Annotated in this window: 20 protein-coding genes; 6 read left to right on the top strand and 14 right to left on the bottom strand. The window is 41.7% G+C overall.

All coding sequences use genetic code 11. The features are described from left to right. Positions 1 to 119: 119 nt before the first annotated feature. The 3 genes from UYK_RS26995 (at position 120) to UYK_RS0116340 (ending at position 2,045) form a co-directional block, all read left to right on the top strand. The gene (locus UYK_RS26995; RefSeq protein WP_009455042.1) at positions 120 to 392 is read left to right on the top strand and encodes a DUF262 domain-containing protein; all 273 of its coding nucleotides are present in this window, start codon (positions 120 to 122) and stop codon (positions 390 to 392) included. Further along, a complete protein-coding gene (locus UYK_RS0116345) occupies positions 343 to 1,095 on the top strand; it encodes an HNH endonuclease domain-containing protein (protein ID WP_009455040.1) in 753 nt (250 codons plus the stop codon). The genes UYK_RS26995 and UYK_RS0116345 overlap by 50 nt, the downstream gene beginning before the upstream one ends. A 434-nt stretch (positions 1,096 to 1,529) precedes the next feature. Beyond that, positions 1,530 to 2,045 (top strand): lysozyme inhibitor LprI family protein, encoded by a 516-nt coding sequence (locus tag UYK_RS0116340; RefSeq protein WP_009455038.1) that lies wholly within the window; start codon positions 1,530 to 1,532, stop codon positions 2,043 to 2,045. 638 nt (positions 2,046 to 2,683) lie between these two features. Here the strand turns inward: UYK_RS0116340 and UYK_RS0116335 are convergent. From UYK_RS0116335 to UYK_RS0116315, 5 genes are all read right to left on the bottom strand, one after another. After that, a complete protein-coding gene (locus UYK_RS0116335) occupies positions 2,684 to 3,520 on the bottom strand; it encodes a metallophosphoesterase (RefSeq protein ID WP_016871777.1) in 837 nt (278 codons plus the stop codon). A 120-nt stretch (positions 3,521 to 3,640) separates the two neighbouring features. Further along, positions 3,641 to 3,778, bottom strand: a complete 138-nt coding sequence (locus tag UYK_RS26830; RefSeq protein ID WP_016871776.1) for a hypothetical protein — start codon at positions 3,776 to 3,778, stop codon at positions 3,641 to 3,643. A gap of 88 nt (positions 3,779 to 3,866) precedes the next feature. Further along, a complete protein-coding gene (locus UYK_RS0116325) occupies positions 3,867 to 5,558 on the bottom strand; it encodes a potassium channel family protein (RefSeq protein ID WP_009455032.1) in 1,692 nt (563 codons plus the stop codon). A gap of 232 nt (positions 5,559 to 5,790) precedes the next feature. Continuing rightward, positions 5,791 to 8,367, bottom strand: a complete 2,577-nt coding sequence (locus UYK_RS0116320; RefSeq protein ID WP_009455027.1) for a sigma 54-interacting transcriptional regulator — start codon at positions 8,365 to 8,367, stop codon at positions 5,791 to 5,793. Between the two features lie 158 nt (positions 8,368 to 8,525). Next, complete coding sequence (locus UYK_RS0116315; RefSeq protein ID WP_009455025.1) at positions 8,526 to 9,617, bottom strand: glycosyltransferase family 4 protein; 1,092 nt, start codon at positions 9,615 to 9,617, stop codon at positions 8,526 to 8,528. Between the two features lie 692 nt (positions 9,618 to 10,309). On the opposite strand from UYK_RS0116315, the gene mnmA reads away from it, so the two are divergent. After that, on the top strand, positions 10,310 to 11,371 hold the full coding sequence (gene mnmA, locus UYK_RS0116310) for a tRNA 2-thiouridine(34) synthase MnmA (RefSeq protein WP_009455024.1): 1,062 nt from the start codon (positions 10,310 to 10,312) through the stop codon (positions 11,369 to 11,371). 180 nt (positions 11,372 to 11,551) lie between these two features. On the opposite strand, the gene UYK_RS0116305 is transcribed toward mnmA, so the two are convergent. From UYK_RS0116305 to folK, 8 genes are all read right to left on the bottom strand, one after another. Further along, the gene (locus tag UYK_RS0116305; protein WP_009455023.1) at positions 11,552 to 12,253 is read right to left on the bottom strand and encodes a J domain-containing protein; all 702 of its coding nucleotides are present in this window, start codon (positions 12,251 to 12,253) and stop codon (positions 11,552 to 11,554) included. A 110-nt stretch (positions 12,254 to 12,363) separates the two neighbouring features. Beyond that, positions 12,364 to 13,323 carry a cysteine synthase A gene (gene cysK / locus UYK_RS0116300; RefSeq protein ID WP_009455022.1) on the bottom strand — a complete coding sequence of 320 codons (960 nt, stop codon included), beginning with the start codon at positions 13,321 to 13,323 and terminating at the stop codon, positions 12,364 to 12,366. A 117-nt stretch (positions 13,324 to 13,440) separates the two neighbouring features. Then, positions 13,441 to 13,878 (bottom strand): RrF2 family transcriptional regulator, encoded by a 438-nt coding sequence (locus UYK_RS0116295; protein ID WP_009455021.1) that lies wholly within the window; start codon positions 13,876 to 13,878, stop codon positions 13,441 to 13,443. 196 nt (positions 13,879 to 14,074) lie between these two features. Further along, complete coding sequence (locus UYK_RS0116290) at positions 14,075 to 15,886, bottom strand: iron uptake porin (RefSeq protein ID WP_016871773.1); 1,812 nt, start codon at positions 15,884 to 15,886, stop codon at positions 14,075 to 14,077. Between the two features lie 418 nt (positions 15,887 to 16,304). Continuing rightward, positions 16,305 to 16,586: a 4a-hydroxytetrahydrobiopterin dehydratase gene (locus tag UYK_RS0116285; protein WP_009455019.1), complete on the bottom strand. Its 282-nt coding sequence runs from the start codon at positions 16,584 to 16,586 to the stop codon at positions 16,305 to 16,307. A gap of 950 nt (positions 16,587 to 17,536) precedes the next feature. Continuing rightward, positions 17,537 to 17,713 carry a hypothetical protein gene (locus UYK_RS26825; RefSeq protein WP_009455017.1) on the bottom strand — a complete coding sequence of 59 codons (177 nt, stop codon included), beginning with the start codon at positions 17,711 to 17,713 and terminating at the stop codon, positions 17,537 to 17,539. A gap of 2 nt (positions 17,714 to 17,715) precedes the next feature. Further along, on the bottom strand, positions 17,716 to 18,282 hold the full coding sequence (locus UYK_RS0116275) for an NUDIX hydrolase (protein WP_009455015.1): 567 nt from the start codon (positions 18,280 to 18,282) through the stop codon (positions 17,716 to 17,718). Positions 18,283 to 18,344: 62 nt separating this feature from the next. Beyond that, positions 18,345 to 18,893 (bottom strand): 2-amino-4-hydroxy-6-hydroxymethyldihydropteridine diphosphokinase, encoded by a 549-nt coding sequence (gene folK, locus UYK_RS0116270; protein WP_009455013.1) that lies wholly within the window; start codon positions 18,891 to 18,893, stop codon positions 18,345 to 18,347. A gap of 200 nt (positions 18,894 to 19,093) precedes the next feature. On the opposite strand from folK, the gene UYK_RS0116265 reads away from it, so the two are divergent. Together UYK_RS0116265 and psb35 are read left to right on the top strand one after the other, a co-directional pair. After that, a complete protein-coding gene (locus UYK_RS0116265) occupies positions 19,094 to 21,565 on the top strand; it encodes a transglycosylase domain-containing protein (protein WP_009455012.1) in 2,472 nt (823 codons plus the stop codon). Positions 21,566 to 21,727: 162 nt separating this feature from the next. Then, positions 21,728 to 21,949 carry a photosystem II assembly protein Psb35 gene (gene psb35 / locus UYK_RS0116260; protein WP_009455011.1) on the top strand — a complete coding sequence of 74 codons (222 nt, stop codon included), beginning with the start codon at positions 21,728 to 21,730 and terminating at the stop codon, positions 21,947 to 21,949. Between the two features lie 83 nt (positions 21,950 to 22,032). Here psb35 and UYK_RS0116255 read toward each other — a convergent pair whose 3' ends face one another. Continuing rightward, positions 22,033 to 22,458, bottom strand: a complete 426-nt coding sequence (locus UYK_RS0116255; protein ID WP_009455010.1) for a tellurite resistance TerB family protein — start codon at positions 22,456 to 22,458, stop codon at positions 22,033 to 22,035. Between the last annotated feature and the right edge of the window lie 3 nt (positions 22,459 to 22,461).

The raw sequence follows: 22,461 nt of genomic DNA, 5'->3' as shown, positions 1-22,461 counted from the left end.
TAAGCAGACTTGATATTAGACGTAGCCGTAACCTGCCTTAATGTTTGTTGATCAAAGTTAGGCTGAGGCGGAATTTGGGAAAGCTAAAAACATGTCTTTCTCATATATATTTCAAAGATATGCCAGCGATCAAAAGTTTTGACCATACTACTGAAGCACTTTTTGATATTTTGCGAAGTATGAAGGATGGAAAAACACAGCTACCCGATTTTCAGCGTCCTTGGGTTTGGGATGATGAGCAGATACGTAGCATATTAGCCAGCATTTCGCTCTCCTATCCAGTTGGAGTTGTTATGATGTTGGAAACTGGTAATCCTGATGTGCGGTTTGAGGCTCGTCCAATTGAAAGATATTCTAAATCTGAAATTAGAAGAATACAAAGATTGGGCTGATAAAGTCACTAAGGGATTTGAAAAAGCTGCCAAATTACTCTATACACAAAAAATATTTTCTGCTAGAGATTTACCTTATCAACCACAACTAACAGTTCTGGCAGCTATCTTTGCAGTATTAGGCGATCGCAGTGATACAGATCCAATACGTGCTAAGTTGGTACGTTGGTATTGGTGTGGAGTTTTTGGCGAGCTTTATAGTAGTGCGATTGAAAGCCGAATTGCTAAAGACTTGACGCAAGTGTTGAGATGGATTGAATCTGGTGATTCTGAACCTGACACAATCAAAGATGCTAATTTTGCTCCAAATCGACTAGTAAGACTCTATACACGCCGCAGTGCTGCTTATAAAGGTTTGTCTGCTTTGCTATTGCGAGATGGAGGATGCGATTTCCTTACGGGTTTTGAAATTGACACTTTGAAGTACTTTGAGGAATCTATTGATATTCATCATATTTTTCCTCGAAGTTGGTGTGACAAGAATGGTATTAAACCCGAACTTTACGATAGTGTTGTAAACAAAACTCCTTTATCATCTAGAACTAACAAATTTATTGGTGGTAATGCACCCAGTATCTATTTATCTCGCCTCCAGAAAGAAGCTGGTATATCTGAGGAACGGATGGATGAAATTTTGCGATCGCACATTATAGATCCAGTTGCTTTACGGACAGATAATTTTGCACATTTCTTTGCACTTTAGCAAATACTTGTTTAGGAAGTAAAACTGTGGAATCCAGACTGCAAGCTAGTTTCAACAATTGAAGACTCTGTTCAAAAATTTTTGGAAAGTTTCCGGAATGGACTGCCATGGTTTAGTAGATAGTTATAGAGCGGTAAAGCAATTACGCTCAGCTATATCTCAAGAGTTATACCTAATCCTCTAACTTGAACCAATTATCTTAAAATTCCCTCAGCCATAGCTTCTCTCCAACATATGGAGAGGGGCTATGTTATTTATATATTGACAAAAATGATACAGCTTGGAGATACTGTTTATTAGAAACAGTAATATAGTATTTATTATGACTTTTAATACAATAAAATTACCTAAAATAACTTGGGTCAAGCATCTTAATGATTAAAGTTGCCAGTGTGAGCATTAAAGAATATTTTGAATTTTTTCATTAAAAGCATATGTATAAGAGATTATTTATTGCCTTGATTTTGAGTGCGATCGCATTTTTATCAGTTCTAGTCATCCCTAGCTTAGCTACACCAACTGAAGCGATCGCGCAAAAGCCAGCAATTGACTGCTCGAAAGCCACTGCGACACCAGAACTGAGATATTGTTCCCAACAATCGTACGCAGCCGCAGACAAAAAGCTCAATCAAGTTTATCAAAAAGTTCTTGCAATCACTAAAACAGAGCCAAAGCAACGACTTATTAAAGGACAACAAGCATGGATTGTATTTCGTGACAACACCTGTGATTTTGAAGTTTATGAATCTCGGGGTGGGACAGGTTATGAAATCTTTCGCAATCAATGTTTGGAACGACTGACTAAACAACGCACAAAAGATTTAGAAAATTATTTGCAACTTAGAACTCAAGAAGGCTTTTGTACAGGTTCAATATCTGACAAAGATTACATGTCGCCTTTATGTAATTCGGCAAAACGGACGCTGGAAAATAAATCGCCGTACGCTTAAACTTATTACTTTCCTGAACCTTACCTCCCCACAGAACTAGAATAAGGAAGAGGAATAAGCAGAACAAGAAAGCTATTTTTCGGGCATGGGGCATGGGAAAATCATCAGTATCTTCATTACCCATTAGCAATCCCGAGGCGTAGCATAAGTGTTTAAGCGGACATTACGAATTGAAGTAAAGACTATTGATAACATCAAAATCTGTGGTCAATTATTGCGAAAAATTACTGCAAGTCACATTTGATAAAACAGAGGTTTTTGCTGAGAAAAGTGATGCTAGTTTAAAAAGTAGGCACAGATAAGTTAAAAACTTCAACCACAGCTTCTAGATTAGAGCTTGTGCCTCCGCCTCTAGTCTAATCGCAACAATTCAAAAGTCCTTGCATCCTTTGAATGTGTTTTCGCCTTGAGTTCGTTTAGTTGTTTTGGAGGTTTTTGAACGCACAGCCAAGAATGCCTGCCTAGCTGGAATTGATAGAGGATGCTCTAGACTGTAGGATGTTTAGTTGCGAATTCTGTCCACTTTAGTTGAGTTATTTTTATCTGAATTTCAACTCGTACAAATTTATAAGGATGTTTATAAACTACCGCTAGTTAGTGACGTTGCTCGGTCATAGCTAACGGTAGTTTAGTTTTGGCTAATTTTCTAGAGTAATAACTGTTACTTCTGGTGGGCAAAATAAACGTCCTGGAGGGTAAGTTCCTAAGCCACGGTTGACGTATAACTGATTTTTTCCCACTCTATGAAATCCTTGCGCCCATTCCCAATGTCGCATGACTTTCGCTGGATTACCTCGTAAAAATGGTATCCATCGCCTTATTTTTCTGGGTATTTTGCAAATAAGTTTTTTATAGTAAATTACTACTGGCCCAATACCTGGTAATATGATCTGACCACCGTGACTATGACCAGATAGTTGTAAATCTACTCGCCATTTTTGTAGAATTTCGGCAGTGTCTGGATTATGAGACAAAACAATGCAAGGTTTTGTGGAATCTAATTGGTTCATCACGGATGTAGGATCAAATTCCCGTGACCAAAACTCAGCAAGTCCTACTAAAGGTAGTTCTTCCCCCAAAGGATAAGCAATTTCATTCCAAAGGACTTTGATTCCAATACCCGTTAATACTTTTGTTACTTCTGTTTTTGAATCATGGGTACGATAGCGTAGATCATGATTGCCGAGTACAGCATAAATCCCAAGGCGACTTTGTAAGTTTTTAAATCGCAATGCTAGCTGGTGAATAGGAGTTGGTTCGTCTGTGATATAGTCACCAGTTAGTACAACTAAATCTGGTTCTGCTTCATTACTAATGGCGATCGCTTTTTCTAACATCTGTTCTGACAGTCGTAGACCATCATAATGTAAATCTGACATTTGCACCAGCTTCGTACCCTTTAATGATGCTGGTAAATCTGCTATATTGACCGTTAATTGTTCTACACTCAAAGGGCCAGATAATAACCAGTGCATCTTGCTGAAACTACTCCTAAGGTGAGCGACTTCAGCTTAACAAACATTCATATTTTTGGTCTGACCCAGCGGATTAACTTCTTAAAAAATTTATATAAATCAATTTCTCTATATTTTTTGCTAAGGAAATACTAAATAAGGAATTAAGTAGCCCAACATAAATATTTTTCGTTGGTTTAAGCCATTGCGGATTTCTTCGATATACTGTCTTCCTAAATCACTGTGTAAAATTGCCACTTTTTCTATAACCAGAATCATCTATTATTACCTCTTATCCTCTACTAATTCTGGTCTAAATACACTTGTTTATGATCTTCAAAAGACGTTCCTTAATCTTTGAATCAGATCAACTCGCCATCACCTGTGAGGGTGTATAACGCCACAACTGATGCAAACGATTTGCTGGCATGGTCAGGTATAAAATATCTCCTGCACAGAGGTTGATTTCCAGTAAATCCCAGCCGTGAATTTCCTGGTTATTTGTCTCCACATACAACGGCACAAAATCCGCGTCCATGGCTGCATTTTTCACCCGTTGTCCACAAAAAGGATGGGAAGGTGTAATTAATGTTGCAAAAGCTACCCAAAGGCTATCGGCGGTGATCCCATTGCCAAGGATGCGTCCACCTAAAGCGGCGGCGGCGAAGGCTGGCGCAGCAAGTTCGGCGGGACTTAAAACAGCCTCAAAATCAAAGACCTGTTGTGCCATGCGGGCAAAATCTGGATCGGCGTAATGGACAATCACTGGTACTTTGGGTGTGATGGCTTTGGCTTTGAGAGCAATTTCCATGTTTGTAGCATCATCGTTAGTGACAGCAATCAGTGCAGATGCATTCTCTAAATTACTGACTTTGAGAATTTCGGCAAAGCTACCATCACCGTGAATGACGGGAATACCCAATCCCCGGGCTGTGTTGACAAATCTATTATTGGTATCACGTTCAATGACGATGACTTCATGGCCACTGCTGTGGAGTTGCTGAACAATTTTAATCCCAATTCCTCCCAAGCCACAGACAATATAATGATGACGATGGGGAATCCGTGCTGCATCTAAAAATTGTTTGAAGCGACTACCTAAAACAAAATCGTTCAGTAAGGCATAGAAAAGACCTATGACCGCAGCTCCTACCAGCATCATCAATACGGTAAATAATCTCACACTCGTAGGAGCTTTTTCAACAACTTGATCATTACCACCTGCCCCCGTAATCATACCCACAGCAAAGTAAAGAGCATCAATAATAGAAACACTTCTTTCAGTGGAAGTGTAGATAAGTGTAGCGATCGCAATAATCACCAGCAACACTATAGACATGACTACCACTGCTTGAGCATGTTGCTGAAATTGGCGTAGACTGGTAAACACTTTCAGCAGTTTGGCAATCATTGATCTGCGAATACAACGCATCCGGGGCTGAGTTCCCACAATTAAGCGATCGCCTACTTTTAATTTATGCCCCGTGACTACAGCAGAGACTAAATCCACCTCGCCTTCTGCCGGCATGTAGTAAATCAGCATCCGTGTCTGATCGTTCCACAACTCACTGAGTTTGCGATCGCGCCACGGGTGATGTTCATCTATATACTCTTCGTGAATCGGCCAAGTTTGCTGAAACAGCTTGATTTGTCCAATTGCTTGGCTACCCAATGCAGCAAAAGTAAATACGGGTGCTGCCAATCCCGCAACACTCATAGTCAAATGTTCTGGAACCGCGTGATCCAGCCTTTCTCCCAAACTGGTGTTAAAAAAGCGGTTGATAATCCGAATTCGCGGATTAAGTACCCGCGCTTGCATCATAATTCGCAAATTGAGTGCATCGTCACCTCCAGCGATAACTAAGGTGTGCGCCTGCTGAATGCCAGCTGCTTTCAGAGTGCTAGCTGCGTGCAGATCGCCGACAATGACATCTCCTGCTCGTTCGCCTGGAACTGGTTTATGATGAATGCCAACGACTAACGCCCCTTGTTGTCTCAGCAAACGAAAAACTTTATATCCAGTGCGTCCTAAACCACAGACAATGATTCGAGGTTTCATGAATCAGCAGCATGATGTACAGAAAAGCTGCATTAGTAAAATGAAATATTATTTAAATTTTTGCCTGATTATCAAGAATCGAACTGTAGCTGACAACACGATCACACAAAAACGCTAATTCCCAAGCACCAACAAATAACCTATCTGTGTTCATCTGTGTACATCGGTGTTCGATAAAAAAACGATATTTCTCACAACTCCAATCCCCATGACACATAATTAATTCTTACCATTACCGAGACACAATAATCTGCCACATACTTACTCCCAACGCGATCGCTGCTAAGTGTTGCCATAACATTACACGCAATGGTTGCCGAGCAATTTTTTGTGTAAGTACTATCGATAACAGTACTGAAAAAATCAGAGTTGTTCCCTGTAAAAAGGCTATTACAGCCGGATGTGCAACCACAAATGGCAACTGTCCACCATCCAAACCAAAAGTTGCAAAAAAGACTGGTAAAATTCGTCCTCCTTCACCCAAGCCTAAGGGCAGATAATGAGCTAAGTTACCTCCTAATACCAACGGTAAATAGCCATAGGCAAGTTCTGTAAATGAGCGCACCTTAATTCGGTTGGGGATTTTAACCGCAGAGGACGCAGAGGAGATATAGTTATTCAACCAGCAATAGATTTTAATCAACCCGTAGGCTAGGAAGGTGACGGCTGCTGGAATCAGCAAAGCTAGTAGGGAAAAGCCTAAGTGCGGGAAAAACTGATTTAAATCTATTTGCAATCCTAGCCAGGATTGCAACTCACTCAGGTGATGCAAATATACTCCACCCAAAAGTAAACACAACAAAGCGACTTCATATTTGCGAGGTACATGAGTTGTCCACAATTCAATCCCAGGGGGACGCAAATTAAACTCAACTGAGCGATGGGGACAGGCTTTGAGACAAGTCATGCATAGTACACAATCTCTGTTTTCTTCTAGTTGGGCGGGGTGAGAGTATAAAGGACAACCGTTGGTTTCCATGCCTTCGCCTTTTTGTGGCCCGCCTTTGTAACATTGGTAGGTGGTGCAAGTAGCAGAACAAATACCCTGTTGGGCGCGGAGTTCTGTCATTGAGAGTTTGGCGAATAAACCATTCATCCCGCCGATGGGACAAAGATAGCGACACCAAAACCGCCTCTCAAAAATGGCAGAAAAAATCATCGCGCCAGCAGTAATTAGCAGAAGTAAACAGCCGGAGAGATAAGCAGTATTTTCCAACTGCCAAAGTTCTTCCCACAAGAAAATTAGGGTAAATAAGCCAAACAAAAACCAGCCGCCCCATTTTTCGGCTTCTTCTCGTGGCCAGCGCTTGAGTTGCTTAGGAAACAAGTGTGTTGAAATTTTCTGCGTAATTTCACCGTAAATCATGAACGGACAAACAGCACACCAAATCCGCCCCAGAAAGGGAAATAAGAAGAGAAAAACAGGCCACCACCAAGCCCAGAATAAATTTAAAGCAAAATTGCGATCGCGTGTTTGCGGCCCGACAAATAATACTGCAACGATGAACGCAAAAGCAGCAACGGTAAAGCCATAATTAATCCGATCTGGCCACCACGGACTGCGAAGAAACTTTCGCAAACGGGGATAAGCGTTCAAAAGATTTAGCCGAAATCGCTTTTTCTTAGTTTCTGCTGACCAGAAAATCTCTTCTGTTAGCTCCCTTGCTTCTCCTGCTTGCATAATTGCTCGTTCTACCAAGCTTTGTAACTCTTTTAAATTGCCAGGGAAGTCATAGGACTGCAAGCGACGTAGAGCTTCTGGTGTAACATGTGGTTTGGGAATACCTCTAGCACGAGTGTAGAGACTGATATAGTATTCGAGCTGGGCATTAATATCAGCTTTGCGTATCCGTAGGGGCGGGACTTTGATAATTCGGTCAACGCAACGTTCGATTTGCGGCTGAGCTTTTTCCGCAACTATCATAATGCGAGCGCGACTGGTGCGGGGTTCAGCGTCTGGTTCGCCGGAGCGAGTTACGGGAATATACGTATTATCTTGTAATAATTGTTTAATTTTTGGGAGTAATTCTGGAGGAGTTTCTTGGATATTGTTGAGGATGAGAGTACCTTCTCCCAACCATTCTAAAAGTCCGCTTTTGCCACCAGCACGCCCAAATAACTCTGCGCCACTAGTTTGTAGGATGCCACAGTTAACTTTGATAATTGGTTCGCGGCGATACTTGGAACCAAAATGAATTAAGGCTGCAACATTATCTTTTTCTAGCCCTGGTTCGCCGAAAATCAATACAGATGTGCGATCGCTTGCAGCTTCGCGAATTTGTTCTCGTAGACGCACAGCATAGCGATTTGTCCCTACAATACCACGCCGGGCTTTGGTAACTAAATATGGGCGTAATGCTAAAGAGCGTTCCTGTTCGTAGTTAAAAGCAGAGGCTAACTGTGCTACTTCTTGAGCGAGCATCCGGGAGACAAACTGAGCAATCTCCGGATATTTGCCAATTATTTCTTTAAATACTATCGCAGGCACAACCCAAAAATGACATTCTGTCACAGTATTAATTGTGCGTTGGGCTAACTCATCTAAAAGTATTTCTTGTAAATGAATGATCGATCCAGGCAGAAAACCAACAGTTAAACTCGGGTTATTTTTGTTACTGCTCTCACTTTCGAGCTTACCTTCCAAGAGAATATAAAGCGCCTCTGGAGCAGTCGCTTCAGTAGCTATTTTATGGTTCGCTGGGAAAACTTTTTCTTCGAGGGCTTGCGCGATCGCACTCAAGGATTCAGGCGATAGAATTCCTAAAGCTGTGCGTTCTCGTAGCCAGATCACTGTTTCTGGTGATGTCATGGTGGCTGTTCCCCTCTCAGCACCGCTGTATTACAAGCATTATCGCTTTAAAAGGGGATCGGGGATTAGGGATCAGGAAATAAGATTGTCTAGTTGTCTCCCCTGTGTCCCTTGTCCTCCTTGTCCCTTTTACCTAAGAAGGGGTAAGCTAAGAAATACTAGCGAGCCCTAGATGTAATTGATTCTAAAGAGTTTCTCAGGATAGTATTGAACCAATTTCTGAAATTCCGTTCTCCAACGATTTTTTCGTAGACAGCTTCATAACCATCAACCATTTGAGCGACGCTAAATTTATTTTCTACGTGTTCTCGGCATTTTTGACGATTTAGTTCCAAAGCTTTGGGTATCATCGCCGCCATTTCTTCATAGCTTTGGCAGACATAACCAGTCTCGCCATGCGCGATTACCTCTGATACAGAACCCATATTCATGGCAATTACTGGTGTACCAGTCGCCATAGATTCAGCCATCACCAAACCAAAAGGTTCACACCAAGTAATTGGGAACAGAGTAATCGCTGCATTTCCTAATAATTCAGCTTTTTGATCGTGATTGACTTCACCCAAAAATTCGATTTGCTTACCATCAATCTGGGGAGCAATTTCTTGTTCAAAGAATTTCTGATCGACAACATCCACCTTACCAGCCATCTTTAAGTGCCAACCTGTTTGTTTGGCGATCGCAATGGCGTGTTGCGGTCCCTTTTCTGGCGATAACCGTCCTAAAAATGCCAGATAGGGTGGATCTTGGGGTTGAGCAAAAAACGGAAACTTTTCAATGCTGATACCATTATAAACTGTGGCAACGTAGTTGATATTTAACAGTCGTTGTGCATCACTAATGCTGATGTATGGTTGCGTATGGTGTTGCCTAAATACTTTATTGTTGTCGCGGGTAAAGATACCATGCAGAGTATGCACCGTTGGTGTTGACACCATACTAGCCAAAGGCAGCGCCCAAGCCCCAACGTGGGAGTGGATAATATCAAACTCCGCAGCATGTTGATAAACTTTGCTAACATGCATGAGTTCGTACATTACGGGTTCTTTAATGCTTTTATCCAGGCGCAATGCACGTGGACTACCCGCTTCTAAACGAGCTAGAGTTTGGGAATCACCGGAAGCGAATAAAGTGACTTCGTGACCTCTGCGTACCAATTCATCGGTCAAACGACTCACGACTAATTCAGTTCCACCGTAGGTAATAGGCGGAACTTGTTCCCATAATGGAGCTATTTGTGCGATTTTCATAATATTTAGAGTTCAGTTGTCAGAAGCCTTGTTACTGAGACTTCATCTTGAGATATCGAATGTAGATAATTTCTCCTGATATCTGCAATTGACTTCACGTCGTTGGCTGCGAATTATGCAACTTTGGCGAACTGAACTGAAAACTCATCTCCAGTGAGTGTGTAGATGGATTTACATTTTTTACGGTAAAAGTAAAATCACATGGCTGACATCTATCTAAAGATAGGTATTTATATCTATAGATAGGCATATTCATATATTGAAATTGAGCTATCTGTAGAAATTACGCCAATAAATCAACTTTTGACTTGATGTTGAAGTGCCGCAACAAAAAGACTTTCGTCAGAATCAAAAAGTTCCTCGCTTGAAGTGATAAAATTTCGCAAAAATCTTGATACAAATCCTCCTGCTTGTTTGGTAGCCAAATTTCTCAGACTCACCTATGCCTTTGGTGGTGTAATATATCTTTCTTGGTGTCTTAGTGTCTTTGTGGTAAAAATTTTCACTTTTGAACCACCAAGGCTCTAAGACACAAAGGTAAAAAAACCAAAATTCAGAAAATTTTTTGAGGATTGTTACGCAGCGACAAACTATCTCGCATAGTAAACTCTGGCATTTCTAAAGATTCTAAAGAAAATCGCTATAATTTTTGAAGGGTTTAGAAAGAACAACCTAGCAATATATTTACGGATATGAAAAAAGTCGTAGTAGGACTTTCTGGCGGTGTTGATAGTTCTACCGCAGCCGCCATTTTGCACAATCAGGGCTATGAAGTGATTGGTTTGACCCTTTGGCTGATGAAAGGAAAGGGTCAATGTTGCTCTGAGGGTATGATTGATGCGGCTTCTATCTGTGAACAGCTGGGTGTTCCCCATCACGTTGTTGATATGCGGGACGTTTTTCAGACAAACATTGTCGATTACCTTGTAGCTGGTTACAGTAGTGGTATTACGCCTCTGCCTTGTTCCCAGTGCAATAAAACAGTGAAATTCGGCCCGATGTTGCAGTATGCCCGCGAAACTTTGGGATGCGATCGCATTGCTACAGGTCATTATGCCCGGATTCGCTATAACGAAGCAACTGGACGTTACGAACTCCTACGGGCGATTGATCGCAACAAAGATCAGAGTTATTTTCTTTATGATTTGTCTCAGGATTTACTGGCAGGTACGGTATTTCCTCTAGGTGAAATGCAAAAGAGCGATACTCGTCGGATTGCGAGTGAATACAATCTCAAAACAGCTGACAAACCGGAAAGCCAAGACTTATGTTTAGTGGAAGCCAATGGTTCTATGCGGGCATTCTTGGATAAGTATCTTGCTCCCAAGCAAGGTGATATTGTTGACATGGATGGCAAGGTGCTAGGTCAGCACGATGGTGTCCATCATTACACGATTGGGCAGCGCAAAGGTTTGGGAATCGCTGCTGCTGAACCACTATATGTGATTGCTTTAGATGCAGTTAACAATAAAGTGATTGTAGGCGATCGCACTAAGGCTACTCAACCAGAATGTAATGTAAATCGGGTGAATTGGCTTGCGATCGCCGAACCTGCAAGTCCGATTCGTGCAGAAGTGCAAATCCGCTATCGTTCTCACCCCGTACCAGTTACGGTCATTCCCTTGGAAAACTCCCGTGTACGGCTCGTTTTCGATGAACCTCAATTCAGCATTACGCCTGGACAAGCGGCGGTTTGGTACGAAGGAGAAAAGGTTTTGGGTGGGGGAATTATTGAGCAGTTTAGTGACTCTTGAGTTGGGTGTCTACTAAAAGTAGACTAAATTTCTTGTAAAAATTAGGATATTTCTGAATTGCGAACACAGATGCATACAGATGAACACAGATTTTATCGGTGTTTGTCGGTGTTTATCTGTGTTTGTTTTTTTTGCAAGAAGTTTGCTGAATGCAACACATGAATATACGGGATTTTCAACCTACCCCTTATAAACTGCTACCGACTCTTGCGCCTCGCGGTACAATCCCTTGGCAATACGAAACATTTCTTGACCTGTGTGCAAATAACTTTCGTCGTAGTTCAAGGGAAAATATTCCAATTCATCTAGTCCATCACTAATTTGATTGAGGCAGTAATAAAGATGAGCCGCCACTCTTGCTAAACTAGGGGGATTGGGTAAGGAACTAAAAGAGGTTTGTGCCTGTTTCAGGTCTTCTCGGCAATTTTTTAAGTATTTCTGAAAATCTTCTAAAAGATCATTATCAAAGGGATCTGCTGCTAGTTTTTCAATTTGTGTTTTCAAAGAATAAAGAATCACATATGCTAAGCGACTAACTGGTTGATAAACTTGACGTAGCCATTCTTCAATCTGTTCATCAATGTCTCGTCCTGTTTGTCTTTTTGTTTGGTATTGCTGCCCAGCAGCAGTGCTGCGCTGTTGTCTGCTGCTGGATTTTTGCTTTAGTTTGTGATAAATTCGTCGGTCATAACTTTTGCGATTCTCAGCATCACCTAAAACTTCATAGGCTGCATTGATACGGATAATTTGCTCACTATCCGCCGTTTTTTGATTACTATCAGGATGATATTGTTTGACCAAACGGCGATAGGCTTGCTTAATCTCTGCTTGGCTGGCGTCTGGATTTACTTTAAGAGTTTCGTAGTGGTTATTACTTACCATTGTAGAGAACATCCTGAAAGCCCCGTCACTAGAGAGCGCGGGGATGAAAGGTAGGTGAAAACTTGAGTTTACCTGCCTTCAAAATTTTAACAGTTTGGACAAGTTCTCATTTAAATGTTGCCTACTCTGGCTTCTATTAAGTCTTGAAACAAAGGTGTACTGAGATACCTTTCCCCGAAACTGGGCTGAACCATCACAATTAAGCGTCCCTCATTCTCCGGACGCTGGGCAACACGAATTGCTGCACACAAAGCAGCTCCACTGGAAATGCCAGAAAGTAATCCTTCCTCTCTTGCCAAACGCCGACCATAGGCGATCGCTTCATCATCGCTAACAGTGATGATTTCGTCAATTAATTGGACTTTCAGTACCTGAGGAATAAACCCTGCCCCAATTCCCTGAATTTTGTGTGGGCCGGGTTTTCCTCCCGATAAAACTGGACTGTTGGCTGGTTCGACTGCGATCGCCTTCATACTTGGTTTGCGTGCTTTGATTACTTCCGCAACACCCGTAATTGTGCCACCAGTCCCAACGCCTGCTACAAGTATATCTACTTTACCTTCAGTATCTTCCCAGATTTCTTCTGCTGTTGTTTCCCGGTGAATTTGCGGGTTAGCAGGATTACGAAATTGCTGCAACATATAAGCATTGGGTAGTTTGTCAACAATCTCTTGTGCTTGCCGAATCGCGCCACTCATACCTTCAATTCCTGGGGTGAGTTCGAGTTCTGCACCGTAAGCCCGCAACATCGCCCGTCGTTCAGCACTCATTGTCTCTGGCATTGTTAAAATCAACCGATAACCTTTAGCTGCTGCTACCATTGCTAAGGCTATCCCTGTATTGCCAGAAGTGGGTTCTACTAATACTGTTTTGCCAGGAGTAATCAATCCCTCCTCTTCGGCAGCATTAATCATGCTGATCCCAATACGATCTTTGACTGATGCTGCTGGATTCATACTTTCCAACTTCACGACAATCTCGGCTACACAGCCTTCTGCTTGGGGAATACGGTTGAGCTGTACTAAGGGTGTACGCCCAATCAGTTCTGTAATGTTACGAGCAATTCGCATTATTTTGTCCTTGGTCAATTCTACTGTGTTGGTGGTTAGTGGTTGATAGTTGATCGGAACAACCAACAAACAACAACCAACAATCAACAATCAACAATCAACAAATCATTAAAATCATTAAATGTAGTACATAATATCTAACTGCCGTCGGGAATCTCGTTTTTCACAAAGGTCGGCAAGTGTGTATTTTTGCAAAACTGAGTTTGCTGCTTGACGTGCTTCTTGCCAAATTTCTTCTACAACAGCACCATCTACAGTTTTAGGCTGATCTTCTTCAGACGTATGCACCCTATCTAAGCCTTCCACACATCCCAAAACTTCAAAAAGCGTGATTTTCCAAGGTTCTCGTGCCAACAAATAACCACCTTTTGATCCTCGTTGGCTCTTGATTAGACCCCCACGCCTCAAGATTGCTAACAGTTGTTCTAGATAGCGATCAGGTATATTCTGTTGTGCTGCAATTTGACGAATTTGCAGCGGTTCTCCACTTTGGTAGTGGACTGCCAATTCTAACATGGCTAAAATTGCGTATTCTGATTTACACGATAGTTCCACGGTCGAGAATGGGAAAGAAATGATCCTTTTACTTTTTTAGTATACTCCGGTTCTCCACTGGGGTTTGTTATTTTTACGATTAAAAACACAAAAAACCCCGCCCTGAGGCGGGGAAAATATTTTTGTTGTTGTTGGTTGTTTCTTCAGCATTGGAAAAAACTACCAATCAACAACCAACTACCAACAACTCACTAAATTAGAAGCTAAAGGTTGTTCTGAGTGTACCGATGATGGCATCGTCGTTATCGCTACTTTGACCAGGAGCGGTTAACCAGATGACGCCAGGAGTGATGGAAATATTATCGCTGACTTGGTATTTGTAGAAGCCTTCAATGTGGTACGGTACATCACCATCTCTAACGCCTGCAACTCTGTTGAGAGAATAGGGTTCAGCACCAGCGAAAATACCCAGTACGTTGCCTTCTTTTCCGAAGTTAGGCAAAGCAACTCCTACACCATAGCTCCAAGCTTCAAAGTCATCGTTAGATCCAAAGCCAGTGACATCATGGTAAGAAACGAAGCCACTTACAGACAATCTATCACTGGGTCTAAAAGCAGCTGATATGCCGTAGGAATTACTAGAAGATCCGTCTGTAACACTCAAGTTATTAGCTTGAGCAGTACCGACTACAGAGTTATTTACAGAACCCGCATCGAATAGAGAACTACCTGCACCATGATAGCCATGAACGTAAGTTGCTGCTATTGCTAAGCGATCGCTTAAATTAAAGTTCAGCTGTCCGAGAGCAGCATAGTTACCGTTGAATATACCTGAACCTACACCAGGATTATTCGGCTGAGATCCTAAGTAACCGACTGTGACTGAAGTTGGTAGAAGGAAACTGCGTCTTTCGCCAAAACCGAAGTTAACTGCTGCACCAGCACCACCACCAATACGGAAGATGGGGTTTTCGGAAGCAAAGGTAGACAACGCACCATTACCACCGTCGTAATCTTCAAAGTAAGGGTTAACGGTAGCAGCAACGTCGCTCCAAATACCACCAGTAGCAGCAACATAAACTCTGGCATGATCACCCAACGGGAAGTAGTATGACAACCAGTCTATAAAGACGTCGTTGCTGTTATTGGGGTCACCAGTGAGGTTAAAAGTTTGCAGACCTTCAGCACTACCGTTAGCACCAATGTCTAATCTCTGGGCATTCCCAGTTGCAAGACGGGTGTGTAAAACATCTCTACCTGTGAAGCTGGTTTGCAAATCTAGACGAACCCTGTTTTGGAAAACAGTGTTGTTGTCAGCATTATCATCATTACCAAAAGTATCAGTGAGAGCAAAGATCGCCTCACCAACTAGTTTGGTTGTAGTTGAGAACTGGTTAGCTTCCAACTCCGCTGTCCGTGCTTCTAATGCATCTACACGACCACGTAAGGTTGCTAGTTCTGCGGAAAATTCTTCTTGTAACCGCTGCAAGGTCGCCAAATCTTCTTTGGTGACTAACTCAGCTGTCGCTGTGGCAATTAATTCATTGACCCGATCCAAACAAGCATTTAAACCTGCGGCAAATTCATAACGGGTCAAAGGACGATTACCACGATAAGTACCGTTAGGATAACCTGCTATACAGCCATAGCGCTCAACTAAGGACTGAAGTGCTTGGAATGCCCAATCAGTTGGTTGTACGTCGGAGAACTGAGAAACCGATGTCACTTGCGCTTGGGAATTAGTGGTTTTCCCTTCGCTGCCATATTGGTTAACTTGATCTAGGACGTTAACTTCTGTTTGCTGCTGTAGTTGAGCTAGCTGTTGTACCTGTGTTTGTTGTTGTACCTGAGCCAGGATATCTGACTGTTGTGGTGTTTCTGTTGTACCAACAGAAGCTGTAAATCCTGTTTGTGTGGAATTACTTTGTTGTTGGTTTGTTGATAAATCTGCTTTGATGACTTCAGGGGTGGCGCTATTAGGAGCTGCGATCGCAGTTGCTGAAACCAACAGTGTGGCTCCTAGAACTGCTGGACTGACCACCAATGATTTCCACAAGATATTAGACATCGTTCCTGTTCTCCTCACACCTCGTTCTATACATTATGGTTTGCTGCAACTATTGCCGAATCGCGACTTCTTGGTGAAACCTGTGGATGAGGCATATTGCCCTATTTAAAGACAATTTTTGTTTTTGCCAAGCTAAGCAGTAAATTAAATTCTAGAAAGTTAAGTTTTATGTGATTAACTTACGCAAAAACATATCCTTATAGCTTGTCATTGTAAAACATCTGAGTCAGATGGCAACACGTGAGAGTTCGCATATACAACTGTCACATTTCCCTTGGTTAATCTTGAAATTTCAAGCATAGTTTAGTGATCTAAATCATGAGGGTGATCCCTCTTAAGAAACCATATTCACAATTTACTTGTTAAAACTTAGACAAGTATGTTGTAATTTCTGATTTCACCTACTAAGAGATATTACTTAACTTATCTGAGAAATTTCCTTGGCTAACTCAAAATCTTTCTGCGTTAAACCACCTGCATCATGGGTTGTCAGTGTAATTCTAACTTTGTTATAAGAAATCTCTATATCTGGATGATGTCCTGCTGACTCGGCGGGTTCAACAAGTTTATTTACAAACTCCATTGCCTGTAAAAAATCTTTAAAATTACGCTGACAGCACAATTTTGAACCCTCTACAGTCCAGCCTGAGAGGTTATTTGCTAAATCCTGAATTTCTGCTTCTGTAAGTAACTGCGCCATATCATCAACTCCTAATTTGATGAGTTAGTAATATTTTGTGTCTGAGGAGGTTGATCACGGGAATCACTACTCTAAATTTTACACTTTTATCTAACCAGAAAGACTCAAACATGTCCGCTTAAATACTTAAATACTATCCGTCCGTATCGCTAATGGGTAATTAGTAATTGGGCTATTACCTAATAACTGTGATTGCAGCGAGAATATAAAGTGATGATCCGGACTCCTATTTTATTTATAATGAACTAGCAAGATGAAAAATAGTAGATTTTACCTAAAGGAATTTTTGACTTTTTTGTGACCTGTGCTCAAAGTACGATATTTTGGCTTTTCCGTTAAAATATAGAGCTTTATTTACCCTATGCTAAGACGCAGTTAATTGCGTAGGGTTCCCATGATTTGATACACAATTATGGTTTTTTATAATTTTTTAAACTTAAACCAAGCAGTAGCTATGCCAATTATGGTGATGGTTTGACCATTAAAAAAGCAGCTAGCAGCAGGCAGATAAACACCAGGCACGCATACAATTTAGACGTAGTGACGCATTTATAAAGATAAAGATACGCAAGGGGAGAGTATTTTACCTTGATTCATTGTATCCCCGTGTCCAAACTGTTCCCCTTTCCTAACGTGTCCCCTTATAAAATATCTGTATAAAAAACTATCCGCTCTTACTTTAGATCAGGTGATCTAGGTAAGAGCGGTCTAGTTGGGTCTTCAGGTTACAACCTAACTGCCGGAAGGAACTCCCAATCAGCTTAGCTGCTTGAGGTAACTTAGTCTCTCAATAAGACTAAAGCTGACTTTTAGAGAACAGCCCCGGCACACAGCCGGCTTACTGCAACCTGACGACCCATGCATTTACTACTATCTGTCATGGGCATCACCTCCTTGTTGCCTAAGCGGTCGTAGTCTCAAAAAGGCAGAGTTAATTAACTCTGGGTTGTTTACAACAATAAATACAATATAGCACAAGGTTTAATGATTGCTGCAACTAAATCTAGGTTGAATTTCCACTCTGAATAACTTGGTGATGCCAGGGGTGAGCGTAGCGAAACTTGCTCAATTTGGGGAGTATCAACAAATCGGATTACTATATAGCGATCGCATCTAACATTTTGCATCACTACTTATCTTTTTTGTCACCCAAAAGGAAATTACGAGCTAGAAAAAAGCTAGAAATCGATTTAGCATCTATAGGTTCACCTTGTAGAATCGCTTTCTCCAACTCTTGTGGAGTCAGTAGAACTGTTTCTATATCCTCGTCTTCTTCTTGTGCTGGTGGTGTTTCAAGCTTTTCTAAATCTTGAGCCAAAAAAGCATAAATAACTTCATCAGAATATCCAGGAGCAATAAAAAATTCTCCCAAGGTTTGCCACTTATGAGCGCGATAACCAGTTTCTTCTTCTATTTCGCGCTTCACTGTATCCAAGGGATCTTCGTTCGCTTCCACAGTTCCTGCTGGAAACTCTAACAATCTTCCCCCAACTGCAAAACGATACTGACGTACGAGAACCAGTTTTCCCTCTGGCGTTATAGGTACAGCTAAAGCACCTCCAGGGTGACGAATGCACTCCCACTCTCCTTCTGATTTGTTAGGCAAACGCAAGCGGTTGACCTCAAAATCAAACTTACGTCCTCTGTAGAACAGACGTTGTTTTAGTAGTTGGGGTAATTCTCTACCTAATGGCATAGTTAAGTTTTTTAGTTTAATTAAAGTCGCAAGAAAAAGGTTGATGGGTTAAGGGTGTAAAATCATATATTCGTTAACAAATGCACTTCAGAACAGTCTACATCTTTCGCTAGTTCTTGAATTGAGCGTCTGGTGACTGGCTCTACCCAATTTGGAGCTATTTCTGCTAACGGTACTAAGACAAAAGCACGTTCCCGCATTCTCGGATGGGGAATTTGCAAGTTTGATGTATGCAAAATTAAGTCATCATATAACAACAAATCTAAATCTAATGTTCGAGGGGCCCAACGCTCTTTCCGGATACGTCCAAACTTGTTTTCTATTTCTAGCAAGCTTGCCAATAATAAATCTGGTGTCATATTGACTTGCATGATCACACAACCATTCAAATAATCTGGTTGTGGTGGGCCTATAGCTTTAGTTTTGTACCAATTGGATCTCGCTTCTAAGATAATACCTGGTATTTGAGCCAAATTTTTGATAGCCGTCTCTAAAATTGTATAAGAATCTCCAATGTTACTACCTAAAGCTACTGCAACAGGCTTCCACTCATCTTGGCTGGCATCGTTTGTTGTCTGTGGCTGTAGTTTGCTGTTGGCAAAAATTTTCAACTATTTTCCGACTCCAAATATTACTGAACAGCAAGTATAAATCTCGCAAATATCTTTAATCTTAGTCTTAAGAAATCTTATTTGTTATATAGTGAATTAAGTGAATAATTTATTAGGATACTGTACAAACACAAACGTTGTGTACCAATCTGAAAATTTCGTGGTGGTTAGGTTGGAACTACTGAAAGTGAGGAACTGACGTGGGGAAGTTTACCTCCTGGTTTAAAGAAAGAACTACAAAATTGAGTGATTCTCAAACAGCAAAATCGGGGTCGGCAGTAGGTGATACCCAAGCACAAGAGGAATCCACAAGTGAACAAAACCATGATGACAACCGACCACCAACAAAACTGGAGCAAGCCAAGCAGATATTCACTCAGGTAGTTGCCAAGTTCCCTGGTAGTCACAAACCGCTATACCGTCGTTATTGGTTTTGGGCTGGCTTGGGCGTCAGCGGCGGTGTCGCTGCTGTTTGTTATGGAGTTTGGTCAATAGACCAGACATTACCAAATAAAACTGAACTTACTGCTGTTGTCAGAGAGCAAACATTAACCATCAAAGCTGCCGATGGGACGATTTTGCAACAGCAGGGAGAAGCAACCAGAGAACAGTTGAAACTAGAGGAAATACCAGATAAATTCAAAAAAGCTTTTATTGCCTCAGAAGATAGAAGATTTTACAAACACGATGGTGTTGATGCCCAAGGAATTGTGAGAGCAGTTTTAAATAATTTGCGATCGCAAAACGTCGTCGAAGGTGGTAGCACCATCACCCAACAGCTAGCACGAATTCTCTTTCTCAAACAAGAGCGGACAATTTGGCGTAAGCTCAAAGAAGCTCGTCTAGCACAGAAAATCGAAGACCAATTGTCTAAAGAGCAGATTTTAGAGCGTTATCTCAATCTAGTGTATTTAGGTTCTGGAGCCTACGGAATTGCAGATGCAGCATGGGTGTATTTCAGTAAACCAGTACATGAACTCACTTTGGGGGAAATGGCAACGATAGCTGCTTTACCTCCAGCCCCAAACCGTTTTTCACCCCAAGTAAATTTAGCATCTGCCCAACAGCGGCGGAATCTGGTTTTGCAAAGGATGTATGAAGACGGGTATATCACCAAAATTGAGAAAGATATAGCAGTTAGCGAAAAATTAGTCGTGAAGCCAAGTCAACCCAAACGCTGGCAAGTTGAAGCTCCCTACTTTATTAGTTATATCCAGAAAGAATTGCCTAAATATGTTTCCCCAGAGGTTTTGAATGCAGGCGGTTTAACGGTGGAAACCTCCCTAAACTTGTCTTGGCAGAAGATGGCAGAAGAAGCGGTAGATAAAACTTTACGTAATCAAGGTCGCTGGGAAAACTTTAAGGAAGGAGCTTTGGTGGCGATCGATCCCCGTACTGGTGAAATCAAAGCAATGGTTGGGGGAAAAGATTTTAGCAAAAACCAATTTAATCGTGTTACTCAGGCACAACGGCAGCCAGGATCGACTTTTAAAGGATTTGTGTATGCAACAGCGATCGCTACTGGCAAAAATCCCTATGATGGTTATGAAGATGCACCCCTAATTGTAGATGATTACGAGCCGAAAAACTTCAGTGAGAATTTCTACGGCTGGATGAATATGAGAGATGCTCTCACCAAGTCAATAAATATTATTGCGGTGAAAGTATTGATGGATATAGGATTTGAGCCAACAATTAAGCTTGCTCATGATATGGGAATTAAATCGGAACTCAAGCCGATGTATTCTCTAGCTCTTGGCTCAAACGAAGTAAATTTACTGGAACTAACAAGTGCTTATGGTTCCTTTGCTACTCAGGGATTACACGTAGAACCCCACGGCATCACCCGTATTCTTAATCGCCAAGGGCAGGTAATTTGGAGAGATAATTTTCAGCCAAAGCGCGCTTTAGATGCAGAAAGTGCCGCAATTATGACCTGGATGTTACGTAATGTGGTCAGTGCAGGTACAGGCGCTGCTGCTCAATTAAATGATAGACCTGTTGCAGGTAAAACTGGTACTACCGATGAAGCTCGAGATTTGTGGTTTATTGGCTTCATACCCCAGTTAGTAACAGGCGTATGGTTAGGTAACGACGACAACAAACCAACTGCGGGTAGTAGCAGTACAGCTGCTTATACCTGGCGGGAATTCATGGAAAAAGCAACAGAAGGAATACCAGTCGAAAAATTTCCTGAACGACCGAAATTAGAAGGTCGCAAAGGTACCATTAAAGCACAACGCGTCAAACCTAAAAAAATTGTTAATCCTCCTGCTCCTTCTAACAAAGAGAATTCTGATGGGCAAACTCAACAGGTAGATTCCAATAATAACCAAGGGCGATCGTCCCGCAGAAGAAGATACAGAAGAACTAATTATCAACAACAAGAACAACAGCAAGAACAAACCCCAAGACAACGCAGACGCCGCTATCAACAACAGCAAGCAGTTGACGACTCCAGTTCCCAAAGAAGCTATCAGCGTCGCTATCGTAGTCACGAATCAGCTTCTGATAGTGCTTCGCCATCTCAATCACGGCGACGTAGACAATATTCAAATTCCTCTACCCCTGTAATCCCTCGAATTAGGTATACGCCATCTACTAACACTTCTTCTAGTTCCACACCCACATCTTCTTGGCGAGAAAGACTCAAGCCAAGTTCCTCACAGTGAAATGGGGTGATGGGGTGATGGGGAGTGTGAGGAGTAAGTATTAAACAACCACTGACTACTGTACCAATTTCCTCCCCTCCCCTCTGACTTGTGGGGGATGTGGGTGGTATGCTCTTTTTATAAGTTTTTAAGTAGTGTTACTTATTCTAGGAGATTATACTCATGAATTTATTAATGCAAGCAGCAGCACAAGCAGCTAATGAACCTCATTTCCCTTTGGCTTTTACTGCGGTCTATGTAATTGGCTTTATTGCTGCTGTCACAATTGGTTCAATTGCTTGGTATAATTCCAAGCGCCCCGTAGGCTGGGAAGATAAAGAACGCCCTGACTTTGTCCCCAAAGTTGACAAAGACGAAACACCTGGTTTAGGTAAACCGAAATAGTCATTTGGTCAATGGTCAATGGTCAATGGTCAATAGTGAAAAATCTTGACTATAGACACTTGACAATGGACTTTTGAAAATGATTAATTTTGAATTTCAACCCAACGACGGTAAAGCTTTTGAATTTGTTTGAGAAGGGCATTTAATCCGGCTTGGGTTGATTGCTCTTGGGTGGGTAATTGTTGTAATTTCATCAGCAGTTTTGCTTCTTCTATTGCCACTTCATCATCACTATAAATTAAACCACTGATGGCTTGAATCAGATTTTGGCAATCTTCCATACTCGGGTGTTCACCTAAATATTCCTTTACCCAGTCGTAGCATTCGATTGGCTTCACGGGAACTAATTCGTACAATAAGGGCTTAATATCTGGATCGCTGGCTACCCCCTTCTCTTGAGCTATTTGATGCAGATATTGCCTTTCTTCAGCTTGGATTCTGCCATCTATCCAAGCTGCTCCAATCAGAATTTTAACTAAGTTTTTGACGTTACTGGAGTTCACTGACATCAC

It is taken from the genome of Fischerella thermalis PCC 7521 (assembly GCF_000317225.1).
GTDB classification, from domain to species: Bacteria; Cyanobacteriota; Cyanobacteriia; order Cyanobacteriales; family Nostocaceae; genus Fischerella; species Fischerella thermalis.
This window is presented reverse-complemented; position numbering and strand designations above follow the sequence as displayed.

Excerpts from the sequence above, each read along its gene's own strand:
- UYK_RS0116335 (WP_016871777.1), bottom strand. The coding sequence starts at position 3,520 with ATGCACTGGTTATTATCTGGCCCTTTGAGTGTAGAACAATTAACGGTC.
- UYK_RS26995 (WP_009455042.1), top strand. The coding sequence starts at position 120 with ATGCCAGCGATCAAAAGTTTTGACCATACTACTGAAGCACTTTTTGAT.
- UYK_RS0116285 (WP_009455019.1), bottom strand. The coding sequence starts at position 16,586 with ATGGCGCAGTTACTTACAGAAGCAGAAATTCAGGATTTAGCAAATAAC.
- UYK_RS26825 (WP_009455017.1), bottom strand. The coding sequence starts at position 17,713 with ATGCAAAATGTTAGATGCGATCGCTATATAGTAATCCGATTTGTTGAT.
- UYK_RS26830 (WP_016871776.1), bottom strand. The coding sequence starts at position 3,778 with ATGATTCTGGTTATAGAAAAAGTGGCAATTTTACACAGTGATTTAGGA.
- UYK_RS0116305 (WP_009455023.1), bottom strand. The coding sequence starts at position 12,253 with ATGGTAAGTAATAACCACTACGAAACTCTTAAAGTAAATCCAGACGCC.
- psb35 (WP_009455011.1), top strand. The coding sequence starts at position 21,728 with ATGAATTTATTAATGCAAGCAGCAGCACAAGCAGCTAATGAACCTCAT.
- UYK_RS0116290 (WP_016871773.1), bottom strand. The coding sequence starts at position 15,886 with ATGTCTAATATCTTGTGGAAATCATTGGTGGTCAGTCCAGCAGTTCTA.
- UYK_RS0116340 (WP_009455038.1), top strand. The coding sequence starts at position 1,530 with ATGTATAAGAGATTATTTATTGCCTTGATTTTGAGTGCGATCGCATTT.
- cysK (WP_009455022.1), bottom strand. The coding sequence starts at position 13,323 with ATGCGAATTGCTCGTAACATTACAGAACTGATTGGGCGTACACCCTTA.
- UYK_RS0116255 (WP_009455010.1), bottom strand. The coding sequence starts at position 22,458 with ATGTCAGTGAACTCCAGTAACGTCAAAAACTTAGTTAAAATTCTGATT.
- UYK_RS0116315 (WP_009455025.1), bottom strand. The coding sequence starts at position 9,617 with ATGAAAATCGCACAAATAGCTCCATTATGGGAACAAGTTCCGCCTATT.
- UYK_RS0116325 (WP_009455032.1), bottom strand. The coding sequence starts at position 5,558 with ATGAAACCTCGAATCATTGTCTGTGGTTTAGGACGCACTGGATATAAA.
- UYK_RS0116320 (WP_009455027.1), bottom strand. The coding sequence starts at position 8,367 with ATGACATCACCAGAAACAGTGATCTGGCTACGAGAACGCACAGCTTTA.
- mnmA (WP_009455024.1), top strand. The coding sequence starts at position 10,310 with ATGAAAAAAGTCGTAGTAGGACTTTCTGGCGGTGTTGATAGTTCTACC.
- UYK_RS0116275 (WP_009455015.1), bottom strand. The coding sequence starts at position 18,282 with ATGCCATTAGGTAGAGAATTACCCCAACTACTAAAACAACGTCTGTTC.